Source organism: Pseudomonas sp. D1-1, assembly GCF_051132225.1.
GTDB lineage: Bacteria > Pseudomonadota > Gammaproteobacteria > Pseudomonadales > Pseudomonadaceae > Aquipseudomonas.
On record NZ_CP071676.1, the window covers coordinates 5510643 to 5525817 of the forward strand.

Annotated in this window: 16 protein-coding genes; 4 read left to right on the plus strand and 12 right to left on the minus strand. The window is 63.9% G+C overall.

All coding sequences use genetic code 11. The features are described from left to right. Positions 1–41 precede the first annotated feature (41 nt). Both J3P86_RS24880 and J3P86_RS24885 read left to right on the plus strand, forming a co-directional pair. Entirely contained in the window at positions 42–1448 is a 1407-nt protein-coding gene (locus tag J3P86_RS24880) for an adenosylmethionine--8-amino-7-oxononanoate transaminase (RefSeq protein WP_434627430.1), read from the plus strand. 181 nt (positions 1449–1629) lie between these two features. Next, the gene (locus tag J3P86_RS24885) at positions 1630–2349 is read left to right on the plus strand and encodes a 16S rRNA (uracil(1498)-N(3))-methyltransferase (RefSeq protein ID WP_434699061.1); all 720 of its coding nucleotides are present in this window, start codon (positions 1630–1632) and stop codon (positions 2347–2349) included. A 128-nt stretch (positions 2350–2477) separates the two neighbouring features. On the opposite strand, the gene J3P86_RS24890 is transcribed toward J3P86_RS24885, so the two are convergent. Both J3P86_RS24890 and J3P86_RS24895 read right to left on the minus strand, forming a co-directional pair. Beyond that, a complete protein-coding gene (locus tag J3P86_RS24890) occupies positions 2478–3380 on the minus strand; it encodes a transporter substrate-binding domain-containing protein (protein ID WP_434699062.1) in 903 nt (300 codons plus the stop codon). Between the two features lie 23 nt (positions 3381–3403). Beyond that, on the minus strand, positions 3404–4645 hold the full coding sequence (locus J3P86_RS24895) for a D-amino acid dehydrogenase (RefSeq protein WP_434699063.1): 1242 nt from the start codon (positions 4643–4645) through the stop codon (positions 3404–3406). Positions 4646–4750: 105 nt separating this feature from the next. Here J3P86_RS24895 and J3P86_RS24900 point away from each other — a divergent pair, with 105 nt between their 5' ends. Next, positions 4751–5674 (plus strand): LysR family transcriptional regulator, encoded by a 924-nt coding sequence (locus tag J3P86_RS24900; protein WP_434627419.1) that lies wholly within the window; start codon positions 4751–4753, stop codon positions 5672–5674. On the opposite strand, the gene trhA is transcribed toward J3P86_RS24900, so the two are convergent. Then, complete coding sequence (gene trhA, locus J3P86_RS24905) at positions 5662–6279, minus strand: PAQR family membrane homeostasis protein TrhA (RefSeq protein WP_305498208.1); 618 nt, start codon at positions 6277–6279, stop codon at positions 5662–5664. The genes J3P86_RS24900 and trhA overlap by 13 nt on opposite strands. 272 nt (positions 6280–6551) lie before the next feature. On the opposite strand from trhA, the gene J3P86_RS24910 reads away from it, so the two are divergent. After that, positions 6552–7466, plus strand: coding sequence for a LysR family transcriptional regulator (locus tag J3P86_RS24910; RefSeq protein WP_434696541.1), 915 nt, complete (start codon positions 6552–6554; stop codon positions 7464–7466). A 119-nt stretch (positions 7467–7585) separates the two neighbouring features. On the opposite strand, the gene madM is transcribed toward J3P86_RS24910, so the two are convergent. The 9 genes from madM to mdcA form a co-directional block, all read right to left on the minus strand. Further along, positions 7586–8350: a malonate transporter subunit MadM gene (madM, locus tag J3P86_RS24915; RefSeq protein WP_434627413.1), complete on the minus strand. Its 765-nt coding sequence runs from the start codon at positions 8348–8350 to the stop codon at positions 7586–7588. A gap of 5 nt (positions 8351–8355) precedes the next feature. Next, a complete protein-coding gene (gene madL, locus J3P86_RS24920) occupies positions 8356–8748 on the minus strand; it encodes a malonate transporter subunit MadL (RefSeq protein ID WP_434627410.1) in 393 nt (130 codons plus the stop codon). 66 nt (positions 8749–8814) lie between these two features. After that, entirely contained in the window at positions 8815–9735 is a 921-nt protein-coding gene (mdcH, locus tag J3P86_RS24925; RefSeq protein ID WP_434699064.1) for a malonate decarboxylase subunit epsilon, read from the minus strand. Further along, positions 9732–10355 carry a malonate decarboxylase holo-ACP synthase gene (locus tag J3P86_RS24930; protein WP_434699065.1) on the minus strand — a complete coding sequence of 208 codons (624 nt, stop codon included), beginning with the start codon at positions 10353–10355 and terminating at the stop codon, positions 9732–9734. The genes mdcH and J3P86_RS24930 overlap by 4 nt, the downstream gene beginning before the upstream one ends. Next, positions 10349–11152, minus strand: coding sequence for a biotin-independent malonate decarboxylase subunit gamma (gene mdcE / locus J3P86_RS24935; protein WP_434655003.1), 804 nt, complete (start codon positions 11150–11152; stop codon positions 10349–10351). The genes J3P86_RS24930 and mdcE overlap by 7 nt, the downstream gene beginning before the upstream one ends. Next, positions 11149–12000, minus strand: coding sequence for a biotin-independent malonate decarboxylase subunit beta (locus J3P86_RS24940; RefSeq protein ID WP_434696536.1), 852 nt, complete (start codon positions 11998–12000; stop codon positions 11149–11151). Before J3P86_RS24940 ends, mdcE begins: the two co-directional genes overlap by 4 nt. After that, positions 11993–12292 (minus strand): malonate decarboxylase subunit delta, encoded by a 300-nt coding sequence (locus J3P86_RS24945; protein WP_305498200.1) that lies wholly within the window; start codon positions 12290–12292, stop codon positions 11993–11995. Before J3P86_RS24945 ends, J3P86_RS24940 begins: the two co-directional genes overlap by 8 nt. Continuing rightward, positions 12292–13167 carry a triphosphoribosyl-dephospho-CoA synthase gene (locus J3P86_RS24950; RefSeq protein WP_434571206.1) on the minus strand — a complete coding sequence of 292 codons (876 nt, stop codon included), beginning with the start codon at positions 13165–13167 and terminating at the stop codon, positions 12292–12294. The genes J3P86_RS24945 and J3P86_RS24950 overlap by 1 nt, the downstream gene beginning before the upstream one ends. Then, the gene (gene mdcA, locus J3P86_RS24955) at positions 13168–14838 is read right to left on the minus strand and encodes a malonate decarboxylase subunit alpha (RefSeq protein ID WP_434699066.1); all 1671 of its coding nucleotides are present in this window, start codon (positions 14836–14838) and stop codon (positions 13168–13170) included. Positions 14839–15175: the final 337 nt, after the last annotated feature.

The following is a 15175-nucleotide window of genomic DNA, read 5'->3' on the forward strand; positions in this document are numbered from 1 at the left end:
TTTGCCCGCGCCCGCCGCGAGCCGCCTCGAGGAGACTGTACATGGGCCTGAATAACCAGTGGATGCAGCGCGATCTTGCCGTGCTATGGCACCCCTGCACCCAGATGAAAGATCACGAACAGCTGCCGCTGATTCCTATCCGGCGCGGCGAAGGCGTGTGGCTTGAGGACTTCGAAGGCAAGCGCTACCTCGATGCGGTGAGTTCCTGGTGGGTCAATGTGTTCGGCCACGCCAACCCGCGCATCAACCAGCGCATCAAGGATCAGGTCGATCAGCTTGAGCATGTGATCCTCGCCGGTTTCAGCCACCAGCCGGTGATCGAGTTGTCCGAACGCCTGGTGAAGATGACGCCCGAAGGCCTGACCCGGTGCTTCTATGCCGATAACGGCTCGTCCTGCATCGAAGTGGCGATGAAGATGAGCTTTCATTACTGGATCAATCGCGGCCGGCCCGACAAGAAACGCTTCGTTACCCTGAGCAACAGCTACCACGGCGAAACCATCGCGGCGATGTCGGTGGGCGATGTACCGCTGTTCACCGAAACCTACAAGGCGTTGTTGCTGGACACGCTCAAGGTGCCGAGCCCCGACTGCTACCACCGCCCCGAAGGCATGGGCTGGGAAGAACATTCGCGAAACATGTTCGCGGCCATGGAGCAAACCCTGGCCGAGCACCACGACACGGTGGCGGCGGTGATCGTCGAACCGCTGATCCAGGGCGCCGGCGGCATGCGCATGTACCACCCGGTGTACCTGAAGCTATTGCGTGAAGCCTGCGACCGCTATGGCGTGCACCTGATCCACGACGAAATCGCGGTCGGCTTCGGCCGCACCGGGACGATGTTTGCCTGCGAACAGGCCGGTATCACGCCAGACTTCCTTTGCCTGTCCAAAGCCCTGACCGGCGGCTACCTGCCGCTGGCGGCGTGCGTGACCACCGATGAGGTCTACAGCGCGTTCTACGACGACTACCCGACCCTGCGCGCCTTCCTGCATTCCCACAGCTACACGGGCAATCCGCTGGCTTGCGCGGCGGCGCTGGCGACCCTGGATATTTTCGAAGACGACAATGTCATCGAAACCAACAAGGCCCTGGCCCAGCGCATGGCCAGCGCCACCGCCCACCTGGTCGACCACCCGAACGTGGCCGAAGTGCGCCAGACCGGCATGGTCCTGGCCATCGAGATGGTCAAGGACAAGGCGAGCAAAACCGCGTACCCATGGCAGGAGCGGCGCGGCCTGACGGTCTTCCAGCATGCCCTGGAGCGCGGCGCCCTGCTGCGGCCGCTGGGCAGCGTTGTATATTTCCTGCCGCCGTATGTCATTACGCCGGAGCAGATCGATTTTCTGGCGGAAGTTGCCAGCGAAGGGATCGATATCGCCACCCGGGACAAGGTCAGCGTGGCGGTGCCGAAGGATTTCCACCCGGGGTATCGCGATCCGGGCTGATACGTCTGTGAACGAATTTCTCCGTGGCGAGGGAGCTTGCTCCCGCTCGATTGCGCAGCAATCGCAAGAATGGGGCCGCTTCGCAGCCCAGCGGGAGCAAGCTCCCTCGCCACAAAAGCTTGCTCACCGCAAAGCCCCCGACCACGCAGCAATGCGCAATCCGATTGTGTAGAGACCAAACATGAGACTCTCCCGCTTCTTCATCGACACGCCCCTGAGCCTCGGCGATCACGAGCTGCCCGAAGCCCAGGCCCACTACATCGGCCGGGTGCTGCGCATGGCCGAGGGCGACGCGGTGCAAGTATTCGACGGCTCCGGACAGGAGTTTCGCGGCACCCTGGCCGAGGTCGGCAAAAAGCGCGTGCGCGTGCAGCTCGACGAGCAATTTGCCGGACAGGCCGAGTCGCCCTTGCGCATTCATCTCGGTCAGGGCCTGTCCCGGGGCGAGCGCATGGACTGGGCGATCCAGAAGGCCACGGAACTGGGCGTCAGCGAGATCACCCCGATATTCACCGAGCGCTGTGAAGTGCGCCTCAAGGACGAACGCGCCGACAAGCGTCTGCTGCACTGGCGCCAGGTGGCGATCAGCGCTTGCGAGCAATGCGGGCGTTCCAGTGTGCCGGTGATCCATCCTCCGCTGCTGCTGGTCGACTGGTTGAAACAGACCGACGCCGAGCTGAAACTGGTCCTGCACCCGGTCGCCGAACCGCTGGTCAGTCATGCCAGGCCGTCGACCCTGGCGTTCCTGATCGGCCCCGAGGGCGGGTTGTCGGATGCTGAAGTCGAACAGGCCAGGACCGCCGACTACCACGCCGCCCGCCTCGGTCCCCGCGTGCTGCGTACCGAAACCGCGCCGGTGGTGGCGCTGGCGGTGGCGCAGCAGTTGTGGGGGGATTTCTAAGGCTCCGCGACCACTGAAGATCACCTGTGGGAGCGAGCCTGCTCGCGAAGGCGATTCAACATTCAGCATCAATGCAAGCTGATCCACCGCATTCGCGAGCAGGCTCGCTCCCACAGGTCTCCCAAAGGCTACTGCACCGGCTCGCTGGTCGGCCTGGCGATGATCGCCTTCAACTCGCTGGTCATCGGAAATTCCAGATTCAGGCCCTTGGGCGGGATCGGCTTCTGGAACCAGCGATCGTAGATGGCATTGATTTCCCCTGACTTGTACAAGTCCGCCAGGGTCGCGTTGACCAGCGCCAGGAATTGCGGATCGTCCTTGCGCACCATGCAGCTGTAGATTTCCCGCGACTGCTCTTCTCCGACCACCACCCATTTATGCGGATCGCGCGCCTTGGCCCGTTCGCCGTAGAGCAGCGCATCGTCCATGTAGAACGCCGCCGCCCGGCCGGTCTCGAGCATCTGGAAGGCTTCGCCATGGTCCTTGGCACTGATGACGAACATGTCGACTTTGTTGTCCTGGTTGTAGCTCTTCAGGAACCGCTCGTTGGTCGTGCCGGCGGTGGTCACCACATTCTTGCCACGCAGGTCGGCGAAACTCCGGATGCCGCTGTCCCTGGCCGTGAGCAACTGGCCCTTCACGTAAATGAACCCGTAGGAAAACGCCACCTGCTTCTGCCGCTCGGCGGTCACGCCGGTGGAGCCGCATTCCAGATCCACGGTGCCGTTCTGCACCAGCGGGATTCGTGTCTGGGAAGTCACCAGGTTGTACTTCACGCTCAGTTGCGGCAGCGCCAGTTGCTGCTTGATGCGCTCGACGATCTTGCCCGCCAGCTCCACCGAATACCCCATCGGTTTGCCGCTGTTGTCCCCGACATAGGAAAACGGCACCGAGGCGTCACGATAGCCCAGCGTGATGCTTTTGTTGCTGGCGATCTTTTCCAGCGTGCCGGCCGGAGGCGCTTCATTGGCAAAAGCCTGGGCGCCGAGCAGCAGGCTCAAGGTACAGCCGATCAACGTGATTTTTTGCATTGTTGTTCTCCGTTGCGGGTGGATCAGGCGGCGCGGGGCGTGAGGCCCTGCAGGTCGATGGAAGGTGTGCGTTGGCGGATCATTTCACTGAGCAAGCGACCGCTGCCGCAGGCCAGGGTAAAACCCAAGGCACCATGGCCGAGGTTGAGCCACAGGTTGCGATAAGGGCTGGCGCCGATCAGTGGCACGCCGCTAGGCGTCGCCGGGCGCATGCCCGCCCATTCCACAGCGCGATCGTAATCACCGGCCATGGGAAATGTTTCCATGGCCTGGCGCCGAATCAGAGCCAGGCGTCTGGGATCCGGCGCCGGGTCGAAGCCGACGATGTCGACCATGGCCGCCACCCGCAGCTGCTCACCGATGCGCGCGTAGACGACCTTGCGGTCGTAGTCGGTGATGCTCAGTTCCGGCGCCCGATGCCGGGCGTCGATCGGCACCGTCAGGCTGTAGCCCTTGAGCGGATACAGCGGCATCCGCACGCCTGGCAATGCCAGCGCAACGCTGCGGTGGCCGGCGGCGATTACCAGGTGCTCGACCTCCACACGCTGCTCGCCCAGGTTGATGGCGTGCACCGCGCCGTCGGCATGCTCGATAGCGGTCACCGCGCGCCCCAAGAGGAATTCGCAGCGCCCCGAAGCGCGCAGCCGCGCCGCGAGTTGCAGGCAGAAGCCATGGCAATCGGCGACTTCCTCATCAGGTGTGTAGATGCCGCCCACGAACGGCACGCCGGCCAGCGCAGGTTCCAGCGTCGTGCATTCGTTCGGGCCCAGTACCTGCTGATGAACAGCGTCGGCCACACGTTGCCGGGCATGCGCAAAATGGCTGGCACTGCGAAACGTCACCAGCTTGCCGTTGCGCCGCCACTCGAAGCCATCGAGATGATCCTCTTCGCGCCAGATCCGCAGCGTCGTCTGGCTCAACAGCGCCAGGCGCAACAGATGGGCGCCGTTGCGCCGGTTGACCGAAGTCCGGCATGCGGCGATGAACGCTGCCATCCAGCGCCACTGGGCCGGGTCCAGGCGCGGACGCAGCTTGAGCGGCGAATCGCCGCGCAACATCCAGCCCAAGGCCTGCCACGGCACCCCGGCGTCGGCTAGCGGCGTGACGTAGCGATAGGATAATTGGCCGCCGTTGGCGAAGCTGGTCTCGCTGCCCAATGCATCGCGCGCCTCCACCAGCGTGACGTCGATCCCATCGCGGACCAGCGCGTAAGCCGTCGCCAGGCCGACCACGCCGCCGCCAATGATGCATACCCGCTGAGCCATGTCCGCCTCACATCCGTTTCGAATGACCCGAGGTTAGGGCCAGGTGACAGCGTTCGAACAATGAATAAAGATGAGCTTCCTATAAACAAAGGTTATGGGCACGCCATGCGCCTTCGTCATATCGAGATTTTCCAGGCGATTCGCCAGACCGGCTCCATCAGCGGCGCCGCCCAGTTGCTGCACGTTTCCCAGCCGGCGGTGACCAAGGTGCTGCAGCATGCCGAGCAGCAATTGGGGTTTGCGTTGTTCCTGCGGGTGCGCGGCAAGTTGCAGGCCACGCCCGAAGCGCTGGAGCTGGAACGCGAGGTCGACAAGGTCAGCGAAAGCCTGCAAGGCGTGCGGCGCCTGGCCCAAAGCCTGCGCCGCGAGCCGGGGCACAGCTTGCGAATCGGCGCCACACCGGCCTTGGCCCTGTCGCTGCTGCCCACGGCTATCCACCAATGGACCCGACGCTACCCGGACATCGTCTGCGAATTGTCGAGCGCCCACAGCCGCGAACTGACGCAAAACCTGCTGATGCGCGAGATCGATGTAGCCCTGAGCTTGCAATTGCCCGATCACCCAGGCCTCAAGGCCGAGCCCCTCGCCAGCGGCGTATTGGTAGCCCTGGCACCGAGCGGTCACTGGCCCGAAGCGGTAATCGGCACGCCTATGCCGTTGCAGGAGCTGGCCGGCGCGCCGTTGATCGGCTTGTCCAGCACCGACCCGCTGTCCGCCAGGCTGGATGGCTACCTCAAGTCAGTGGAGCCGCCGCCCCGAGTTAGCATTGCCGTGCAGACGTATTCACTGGCCCGGGCCATGGTCGAATCCGGCGCAGGGCTGGCGGTCATCGACCCGTTTACCGCCTTGGGGGCTTCACGCGCCCGTACGGCTATCCGGCCATTGTCGCCACCGTTGCCCATTGCCTTGTACGCCGTAACCCGCGCCAATGAAGCCCCCCCCCACACCGTGGGGGCCTTGCTGGAAATTGTCGCCAGCCAGGCCCAGGCGCAACTTGATCGCCTGTTTGCGACCGCTCAAAGCACGTAGAACAGAATCGCCACGAAATGCAAAAGGCTGCCGGCGATGACAAAAAGGTGCCAGATGCCATGGGCGTGGCGCAGGCGATGGTCGAGCGCGAAGAAGATGATGCCGACGGTATACAGCACGCCTCCCGAGGCCAGCCAGGCAAACCCGGCGCTGCCCAGCGCCGCCAGTAGCGGTTTGACCGCCACCAGAACGATCCAGCCCATCACCGCATAGATGACGATCGAGAGGATCCGCGCTTCGGAACGCGGCTTGATTTCCTGCAGGATACCGATCACCGCCAGCCCCCAGACGATCCCGAACAACGTCCAGCCCCACGGCCCGCGCAGCGTTACCAGGCAGAACGGCGTGTAGCTGCCGGCAATCAGCAGATAGATCGAAAAGTGATCGACCTTCTGCATGATCTCTTTCTTGCGCCCGCGCACGCTGTGATAAACCGTCGATGCGCTGTAGAGCACCAGCAAGGTGAACCCGTAGATCGCCACGCTGACGATCTTCCACGGATCGCCGGCCATCCCGGCAATCACCAGCAGCCACACCGCACCGATAAACGCGGCGACCGCGCCCACCAGGTGCGTCCAGGCGTTGAGCCGTTCCCCGTGATACATCCAGACCCACCCCCCTATTACGAATTTGGCGCCAAGGCTCAGGCCTGGCGCGTCAAAGTGCAATGGTTTGTACCCACGCAAAACACAAAACCCGTGGCGAGGGGATTTATCCCCGCTGGGCCGCGAAGCGGCCCCAATAGGCCTGAATGCGATCAGCCTGACACGTCGAGGTGACAGGATTTGGGGCTGCTGCGCAGCCCAACGGGGATAAATCCCCTCGCCACAAAGGCAGGTTCGGGCACAATCAGCCCATACGAACAAGAGTCCGCCCCATGCTCATCGACGAAGAATTGACCCTGAAGAAACTCGAGGTGTTCCTGGCGTTCATGCGCACCGGCAACCTGGCGCGGGCGGCGGTCGAGTTGCAGACCAGCAATGTCAGCGTGCATCGGGCCATTCACTCGCTGGAGAGCGCGTTGCGCTGTCCGTTGTTCAAGCACGAAGGCCGCAATCTCACGCCGCTGGAAAGCGCCTATGTGCTGGAGGAGCGTGCGCAGAAGCTGATTCAGGACGTGGTCGAAAGCGTACGCCTGACCCGCGAGGCGGCCGGCTTTTCCGCCGAGCGTTTCAAGCTGGGATCCTTGTATTCACTGACCGTCAAGACCGTGCCGCAACTGATCATGGGCCTGAAGATCCGCCGCAGCGAGCTCAACATCGATCTGATCATGGGCTCCAACATCGACCTGTTGTACAAGCTCAAGAACATGGAGGTCGATGCGATCCTGGTGTCGCTGGACGACAGCGTCAACGACCCGGATTGCGAGCAGATCGCGCTGTTTTCCGATGACATTTTCCTCGCCACGCCCGCCGACTCGCCCTTCGCCCAACGCAGCGAAGTCGACTTGGCCGAGGTCCGCGACGAGACCTTCATCACCCTGACCCAGGGCTTCGCCACGCATCAGGACGGTGTACGGGTGTTCAAGCAGGCGGGGTTCGAGCCGAAAGTGGCGATGCAGGTCAACGACATCTTCACCCTGCTGAGCATGGTCAGCTCCGGGGTGGGCTACGCCTTGCTGCCAGGCCGGATTGCGGCGGTGTATGAAAACCGGGTGAAGCTGATCCCGTTGCAGGAAAAGTACCGGTTGCAGCAGCACATCGGCGTGGTGTTCCTCAAGGCCAAGGAGCGCGATCCGAACTTGCTGGCGCTGCTGGCGGAATGCCGGATGTACGCCAATCGCCAGGCTTGAGACCCAGCCGCCTTCATCGCGAGCAAGCTCGCTCCCACATTGGATCGGTGTTCACAAATCCCCTGTGGGAGCGAGCTTGCTCGCGATGACGCCAGTCCTTTCAAAGAATAACTGAAGCCCTACCCCATCAGTCCCCGCATGATCAGGAACAACAGCGAAGGCCCGAGCAAGCAGCCAAGGGCGGTATAGAACGCCGCCGTCAGGCAACCATACGGAACGAGCTTGGGATCCGTCGCCGCCAGGCCGCCGGCAACGCCGCTGGAGGTGCCCATCAGCCCACCAAAGATCACCGCGCTACGTGGGTTGTTGAGACCGATGAATGGCGCCACGAACGGCGTCGCCACCATGACCAGGATCGCCTTGATCAACCCGGCGGCAATCGACAATGCCATCACCTCGGAACTGGCTCCGATGGCCGCCCCGGTCACCGGCCCGACGATATAGGTGACCGCTCCGGCACCGATCGTGGTCAGGCTCACCACATCGGTATAACCGAAGGCCATCGCCACGCCGACGCCGGCAATGAACGAGGTGCCGACTCCAACGAACAACGCCAGCACCCCGACGAAACCGGCGCGCTTGAGCTCCTCGACACTCACGCCGAACGCCGTGGCGACAATGGCGAAATCCCGCAGCATGGCGCCGCCCAGCAAACCAATCCCGGAAAGCAGTGGAATGTCCACCACACCTTTTTGCCCCCCGGTCATTGCACCGCCGATATACGAGAGCACCAGCCCCAGCAGGATCGCGATGGCCGAACCATGCAGGCGGCCTTTGGTGAAGGTATTGCTGATCCAGTAGGACACCCACATGGTGATGCCGACAATGGCAAACCCGCTGATCAGACCGTAGCCGGTGATGACTTTCATCATGGATTCGTACATGGCAATCACCCGACCGTCTTGACGGAAACATCGGCCTGAGGGTCTTTGTTGCCGATGCGTACCAGCACCGGCACCAACGCAAAGGCAATCACCACCGCAAGGGTCCCGGCGAGGATCGCCATCGGCCCGCCTTTCAGTGCGCCATAGACGTTTTGCTGCGCCGCCATCGCCACCACGATCGGAATGTAGATGGCGCTCCAGAACTCCACGCCAGCTTCGGACTTGCCCTTGAACAAGCCGCGTTTGTTCAGGTAGCTGCCCAGGCCGATCAGCAACAGCATTGCAATGCCGACGCCGCCAACGTTGGCCGGTACGCCAATCAGTTTGCCCAGCAGCTCACCGATGAAAATGCCCACCAGGGTACAAAAAGCCAGAAACGCCACACCATAGATAATCATTGTTGTAGTCCTCAAAGTGCATCGTCGAAGTTGTTGTTTTTGTGCTTCGCCAGCTTGAGTCGGTGTCTAGGGTCGGCGGCTTCCCTCCTCTTGCAACAGCGCTTGCAGGGTGTCGAGCCGCGCGCCGTCATAAGCCATGACGGTGCCCTGCTCGAACACCCGGCGCGCCAGCCCGGTCAACACCGCGCCGGGCGGCAACTCGATCTGCAGACGCACGCCACGCTCGTAGGCGCCTTGCACCGTGCCGCGCCAGTCGACGACGCGGCACATGTTGAAGGCCAGGTCGTCGCGCAGCGCGTCGGCCTTTATCACCGGTCGGGCGCGACTGCCGCTGAGATAGCCCAGCGCCGGAGTTTTCAAGGGTACTTCGGCAAAGGCCTGGGCCAACGTCCGCGCCGGAGCCTCCAGCAGCGGGCAGTGGGACGGTACGCTGACCGCCAACCGGCAGGCCTTGCCGGCACCTTGGTTGCGAGCCCGTTCGGCGACGTAGCCCATGGCTTCATCACTGCCGGCGATGACTACCTGGTTATCGGCGTTGATGTTGGCCAGGTACACCGGCGTTGTTGCGCTGTGCACCTGGGCGAGCAAGGTTTCCACGGCCGCGAGGTCCAGGCCGATGATTGCCGTCATGCCGTAGCCTTGCGGATACGCCTGCTGCATCAGTTCGCCGCGCAGACTGACCAGCCGCAACGCGTCCTCAAACCCCAGCGCCTCGGCCACGACCGCCGCCGGGTACGCGCCGATGGACAGTCCCGCCACGTAATCCGGCGCGGGGGCCTGTTCCAGCAATCGACGGGAAGCGGCCACACCGGCGATCAACAGGCACAGCTGCACGGCGCGAGTCGATCGCAGCGCCTGGGCAGTGTCGAGCTGCAAGACATCCTCCCCGAGCACGTCACTCGCCTCGTCCAGAATCTGCGGCGCCAAGCCATGGAGCATGCCCACGCGCTGTGCACCCTGGCCGGGGAAAACCAGGAGGCTGCTCACGCGACCTGCTCCCACGATGGCTGCCATGGATCGCTGACCAATCGTGCCTGGATATCATCCTTGAGCAAGACCCGACGCGACGAACCCGCCCACTCGCGCAGGGCGACGGCGCCGCAGGGCGTCTGCAACTGCAGGTCCACGGCGCAGACCGAGGCGTCCAGCTGCGCCAGCAGGTTCCTGGCCTGGCGGCGATCCAGGCGATGCGGCGTCCGCAGGATCAAGTCCAGGTCGCTGCGCTCATGCAGCGCCTCGATGCCCGTGGCAAGCTCAAACCCGGCGCTGCCGCTGACGCCCCAGGCCCAGCCACTGGCGTCGAGCAGCGGGCGCAACTCGGCCAGCGCTTGCAAGGCCGGGAGGTCGCGCGGGGATTGAACATGGCAGAGGTCCTCCGGGCGCACCCGACGCTGGATCGCCGCCACCGGCATTGATGCGGCGTAGCGCTGTTCGCGAGAGCGACCGCGCAAGCCCACGGCGATGTGTCCAGGCGAGGACAGCGCCCGGCGCACCACGACCGGTTGCCCGAGGTCGAGCGACTCGACAGCCCAGCCCGGCGCATCCGCAGGCAACTGCAAAGCAGTCATCCCCCAGAGCAGGTCATGGGCCAGGAGCGTGCTCACCATTGCGCCCTCAACAATTGCCGAACGTGGCTGGACGCCGCCCGGTGAACAGCGCCCAGGCGACCGCTGAGATCCCGAGGCGTGCCCGCCACGTCGTTGATCGCCTGGAGCAAGCAGTCGCTCACCCGCGCCAGATCCGCCGCCGTCGGCTGCTCGATCTGTTCGACCGACAAGGTCTCCCAGAGCAGTCCAAGACTGGCAAAACTGTCAATGTCGTAGGCCATCGGCGGCACGCTGGCGGCCAGGGCTTCGAGTTCCTCGACGCTGCGCAGGGTGACCCGCGCTGCCGAAGCCTTGCCCATCGCATGGACCATCACGCCCGGGTCGCGCAAGGCGATCAACCGGTTGGCCTGGTAGCCGTGGGCGAGGAACGCACCGGACATCGCCTTGCCCACCAGCAAGCCGATCACTGGATGCCCGGCCAGTCGGGCCCGGGCATAACTGTCCGCCGCGCCGGCCAAAGCCTGATGAATGCCCAGCGCTTCTTCACGCCGACCGTAGGCCTGGCTCGGCACATCGACGATGGCGATCAGCACACGTTTGCTGGCCGCGTTGCGATCGGCCGCGATGGCGTCGTCCACGGCTTTGGCCAGGCCCCAGCCTTCGAGCAAACCGACTTCGCCATTGCGCGCCCGAGGGAAACGGTTGGCGGGATCGGCCACGACAGCCAACAGACGCGCGGTTTGTTCGCCGAGTTGGACATCGGCCACTTTCAGCGAAGCGGGCAAGCCTTCCAACGGTTTGACGCCACCGCTCAAGGCCTCGAACCAGCGCAGGCCCCTCAATGAATACGTATTCATGGACGTTCTCCCTGAAACAACTGGCGAACCGCTGCCGGTTCGATTTGCACCTCGGTGTCCAGGCGCGACAGGCGCTGGAGGAACAGTCTGGCTTGGCCACTGCGGTGTTCAGTGGGCACACCCAGATGCAACAGTTCGCTGACCTGACGACGAATCTGCGCCACGTCATCGGCGACGTAGCGGTCCACCAGCCCGGTCGCGAAACGTTGTTCGCCACCGGTCAGGCTCCAGATGAACGGACGGTCGCGGGAGTCGTACTCATCGATGCCGGCTTCCTGCTCGATCACCTGCGGACCGTTCAGCCCCAGCCGCGCTTCCTGCGTCACCAGCAAATAACTGCACAGCCCGGCGGCGATGGACATGCCGCCGAAACAGCCGACGCTGCCAGCGACTACGCCAACCACCGGCTGGTATTGGCGCAGGTCGATAATCGCCGAATGGATCTCGGCAATTGCCGCGAGCCCGAGGTTGGCTTCCTGTAAACGCACGCCGCCGGTCTCCAGCAGCAACACGGCCCGGGTCGGGATGCCTTTGCGATTGTCCTCGGCCGCCAGCTCCAGGGCACCGGCGATCTTTGCCCCGCCGACTTCACCGAGGCTGCCGCCCTGGAACGCGCCTTCAATGGCGGCGATGACCACCGGCAAACCGTCGAGCTCGCCCTTGGCGATCACTACGCCATCGTCGCTTTGCGGGACCACGCCCTGACGCAGCAACCACGGCGACATGATTCGCTGGAAGGGGTCGAGCAGTTCGCGGAACGTACCGTCATCGAGCAAGGCCTTGGCCCGTTGCCGGGCACCGAGCTCGACGAAACTGTGCTTGTTGAGCAACGCAGCGCTGTCAGTCATGGCCGATCTCCTCGAAGCCTTGTTCAAGGCGCAGACGCACCACGCCGGGGGTGGCGCCGAAATCGTGGATTTCAATGGCCATCGCGGGAGGCGTCTGGCCGTCGAACATGCGCGCGAACAAGTGTTGCCAGCGTTGCTCGCTGCCATTGACCGAGGTCTGCACCTGGATGGTCAGCTTGCCCGCCAGCCCGGGTTCGATCAGTACTTCGAGATCGCCCGAGCCGACGCAGCCGACCAGCGCCCGGCCCCGTGGCGGCTGCCCGGCGGTGAATTCAAAGGATAAGGTTTGCATCAGCACACTCCTGGAAAGAGGCCATCACTGCGCTCGATACGGTCGAGAAACAGGCAGGCGGCGAGCAGGTCGGCGGCGCCGCCGGGCGAGGCGTTCAAGGCAATCAGTTGTTGGTCCAGCACGTGCAGCTGGCGACGACCGCCCAGGCTCGCACTGCCGCCGGCGTCGAGCACCGCCCTGGCGCCCTGTTGCATCGCCTGCAAACCCGCTTCGCCGGCGCGATAGAGCACGCAGGTGTCGGCCAGGCGGGTCATGATTGCCAGCAAGGCGTCAAGGCGGGCGTTCTGTTCGCCGACGCCGGCCGCGCGGCTGCGCTTGAGTTGCGGCAGGCCCAGGGTTGTCACCGCCGGAAATGCCAGTTGCGCTTCCTCCCGGGCACCGCGGGCGCCGTAGCGCTGGGCCACTTGGGCACCGTGGCTCAAGGGTTGAGGCGCATGACGGTCGTTGAGCAAGGCCAGGCGGGCGGCACGCAATGTGACGGCGCCAGCGCCACTGGACTCAGGTTCCAGCGCCGCCGCAGCGACCAACAGGCCCAAAGCCCAGATCGCGCCCCGGTGAGTATTCACACCGCCCGTGGTGGTGAGCATCGCGGCTTCACCTTCCCGGCCGATGCGCCCCAGGGCTTCACGCAGTGGCAAGCCGATCTCGCCACAGTCGAACGCGGCCTCGGCCATTTCCTTGAATGCCGGCCACAACGACAACGCCGAAGCGTGCATCAGGCCCAGGTGCAGATCGGTGTGGGCGCCGCTGCCGCGACGGTCCACCAAGGCCGGTTTGGGCGAGAGGTCGGCTTCATCGATCAACGCGTCCACTGCCAGGTCGGCCAAACGCTCAGCCAGGGATAAGGTCTTGGGTTGCAGATTAAGGGCGCGCATTTACCAGCTCCTGAACTTGGCGGGCGGGTTGTAGAGGCCACCGGACCATTCCACCAGATCGGCCACGCTCTTGGCCGCGAGCAACTCGCGGGTGGCGTCGGTGCGGCGGATTCCGAGGTCTTCGGGCAAGGCGATCAGCCCTTCGCGACGCATGCGCGCGGTGTCTTTCGGGTCATGGCGCAGGCCGATGGCAGTGACCCCGGCCACGGCGGCGATCATTGCCTGGCGTTCTTCCAGGGAGCGGGCCTTGTACAGGTAGGCGATGCCTTCTTCGGTCAGCAGATGGGTAACGTCGTCGCCGTAGATCATGATCGGCGCCAGGGGCATGCCGGCTTTCTTCGCCACGTCCACCGCGTCGAGGGTGTCGACGAAGGTCGGTTTGCCGCCCTCCTGGAACGTTTCGACCATCTGCACCACCAGTTTCTTGCCGCGTTCGAGCAGCGGCGCCTCGCCGTCGCCGTGGCGCATGTCGAGCCAGGCCGGCGTCCCGTGACGGCGACCGCGCGGGTCGTGGCCCATGTTCGGCGCGCCGCCGAAACCGGCCAGTCGGCCACGGGTCACGGTGGAGGAATGGCCGTCGCCGTCCACCTGCAATGTGGCGCCAATGAACAGGTCCACCGCGTACTGCCCGGCCAGTTGGCAAACCATTCGATTGGAACGCAGCGAACCGTCGTGCCCGGTAAAAAACACGTCAGGCCGGGCGGCGATGTAGTTTTCCATGCCCAGTTCGGTGCCGAAGCAATGCACGCTCTCGACCCAGCCACTTTCGATGGCCGGGATCAGCGTCGGGTGCGGATTGAGCGCCCAGTTGCGGCAGATTTTGCCCTTCAGTCCAAGTGCTTCGCCGTAGGTCGGCAGGATCAATTCGATGGCGGCGGTGTTGAAACCGATGCCGTGGTTGAGCGACTGGACGTTGTGTTTTTCGTAGATCCCGCGAATCGCCATCATTGCCATCAAGACATGCACGGGCTTGATGTGGCGCGGGTCGCGGGTAAACAGCGGCTCGATGTAGAACGGCTTGTCGGCCACCACCACGAAGTCGACCCAGGATGCTGGAATGTCTACGCGGGGCAGGTCGCTGACGTCGTCCACCAACTGATTGACCTGAACAATGACGATACCGTCGCTGAACGCCGCCGGTTCGATCAGCGCCGGGGTGTCTTCGGTGCTGGGACCGGTATAGATATTACCGGCGCGGTCGGCCATGAAACCGGCCGAAAGCACCACGTTGGGAATCAAGTCGACCACCAGCCGGGCGTAGAGCTCGATGTAGGTGTGGATCGCGCCGATTTCCAGCAGGCCGTCTTCCAGCAACTGGCTGATGCGCAGGCTCTGCGTGCCGGCGAACGAGAAATCGAGCTTGCGGGCGATGCCGCGTTCGAACAGGTCCAAGTGCTCGGAACGACCGACGCTGGGCATGATCATGTGCAGGTCATGCAGCTTCGAAGGGTCGACTTTCGCCAGAGAGCGGGACAGGAAGTCCGCCTGCTTCTGGTTATTGCCCTCCAGCACCACACGGTCGCCGGGCAGGATCAACGCCTCCAGCGCCGCGACGATCTTGTCGGTGGGCAGCACCACACCGTCGGCAAGCCCCTTCACCAACGCCAGGCGCCGCTGCTTTTCGCTGCGCCGCCGCGTCCATCGCGAGTCGGGGGATATTGTTGTTGTCATGACCACTCCACGGGTTCGCTGTCGTGGAGCTCACCTTAGGAGTGTTTTGGCGTGGGCATCAATCAAGCTCGGCGGCGGATCGTTACGGTTGGCGTAATGGTTAGCCCGGATTGATACGAGCCCTTGTGGGAGCGAGCTTGCTCGCGATGGCGGTGTAAAAGCCAACATTGATGTCGCCTGACCCATCGCTATCGCGAGCAAGCTCGCTCCCACAGGGGTTTAGGGTCGACATTTGATCCGCTTCGGCAGAGGCGACGCCGGATTAGCGGCATGCCTGAACTTCAATGCTCACCACGTCCCCCTGTGGGAGCGAGCTTGCTCGCGATGGCGGTGTAAA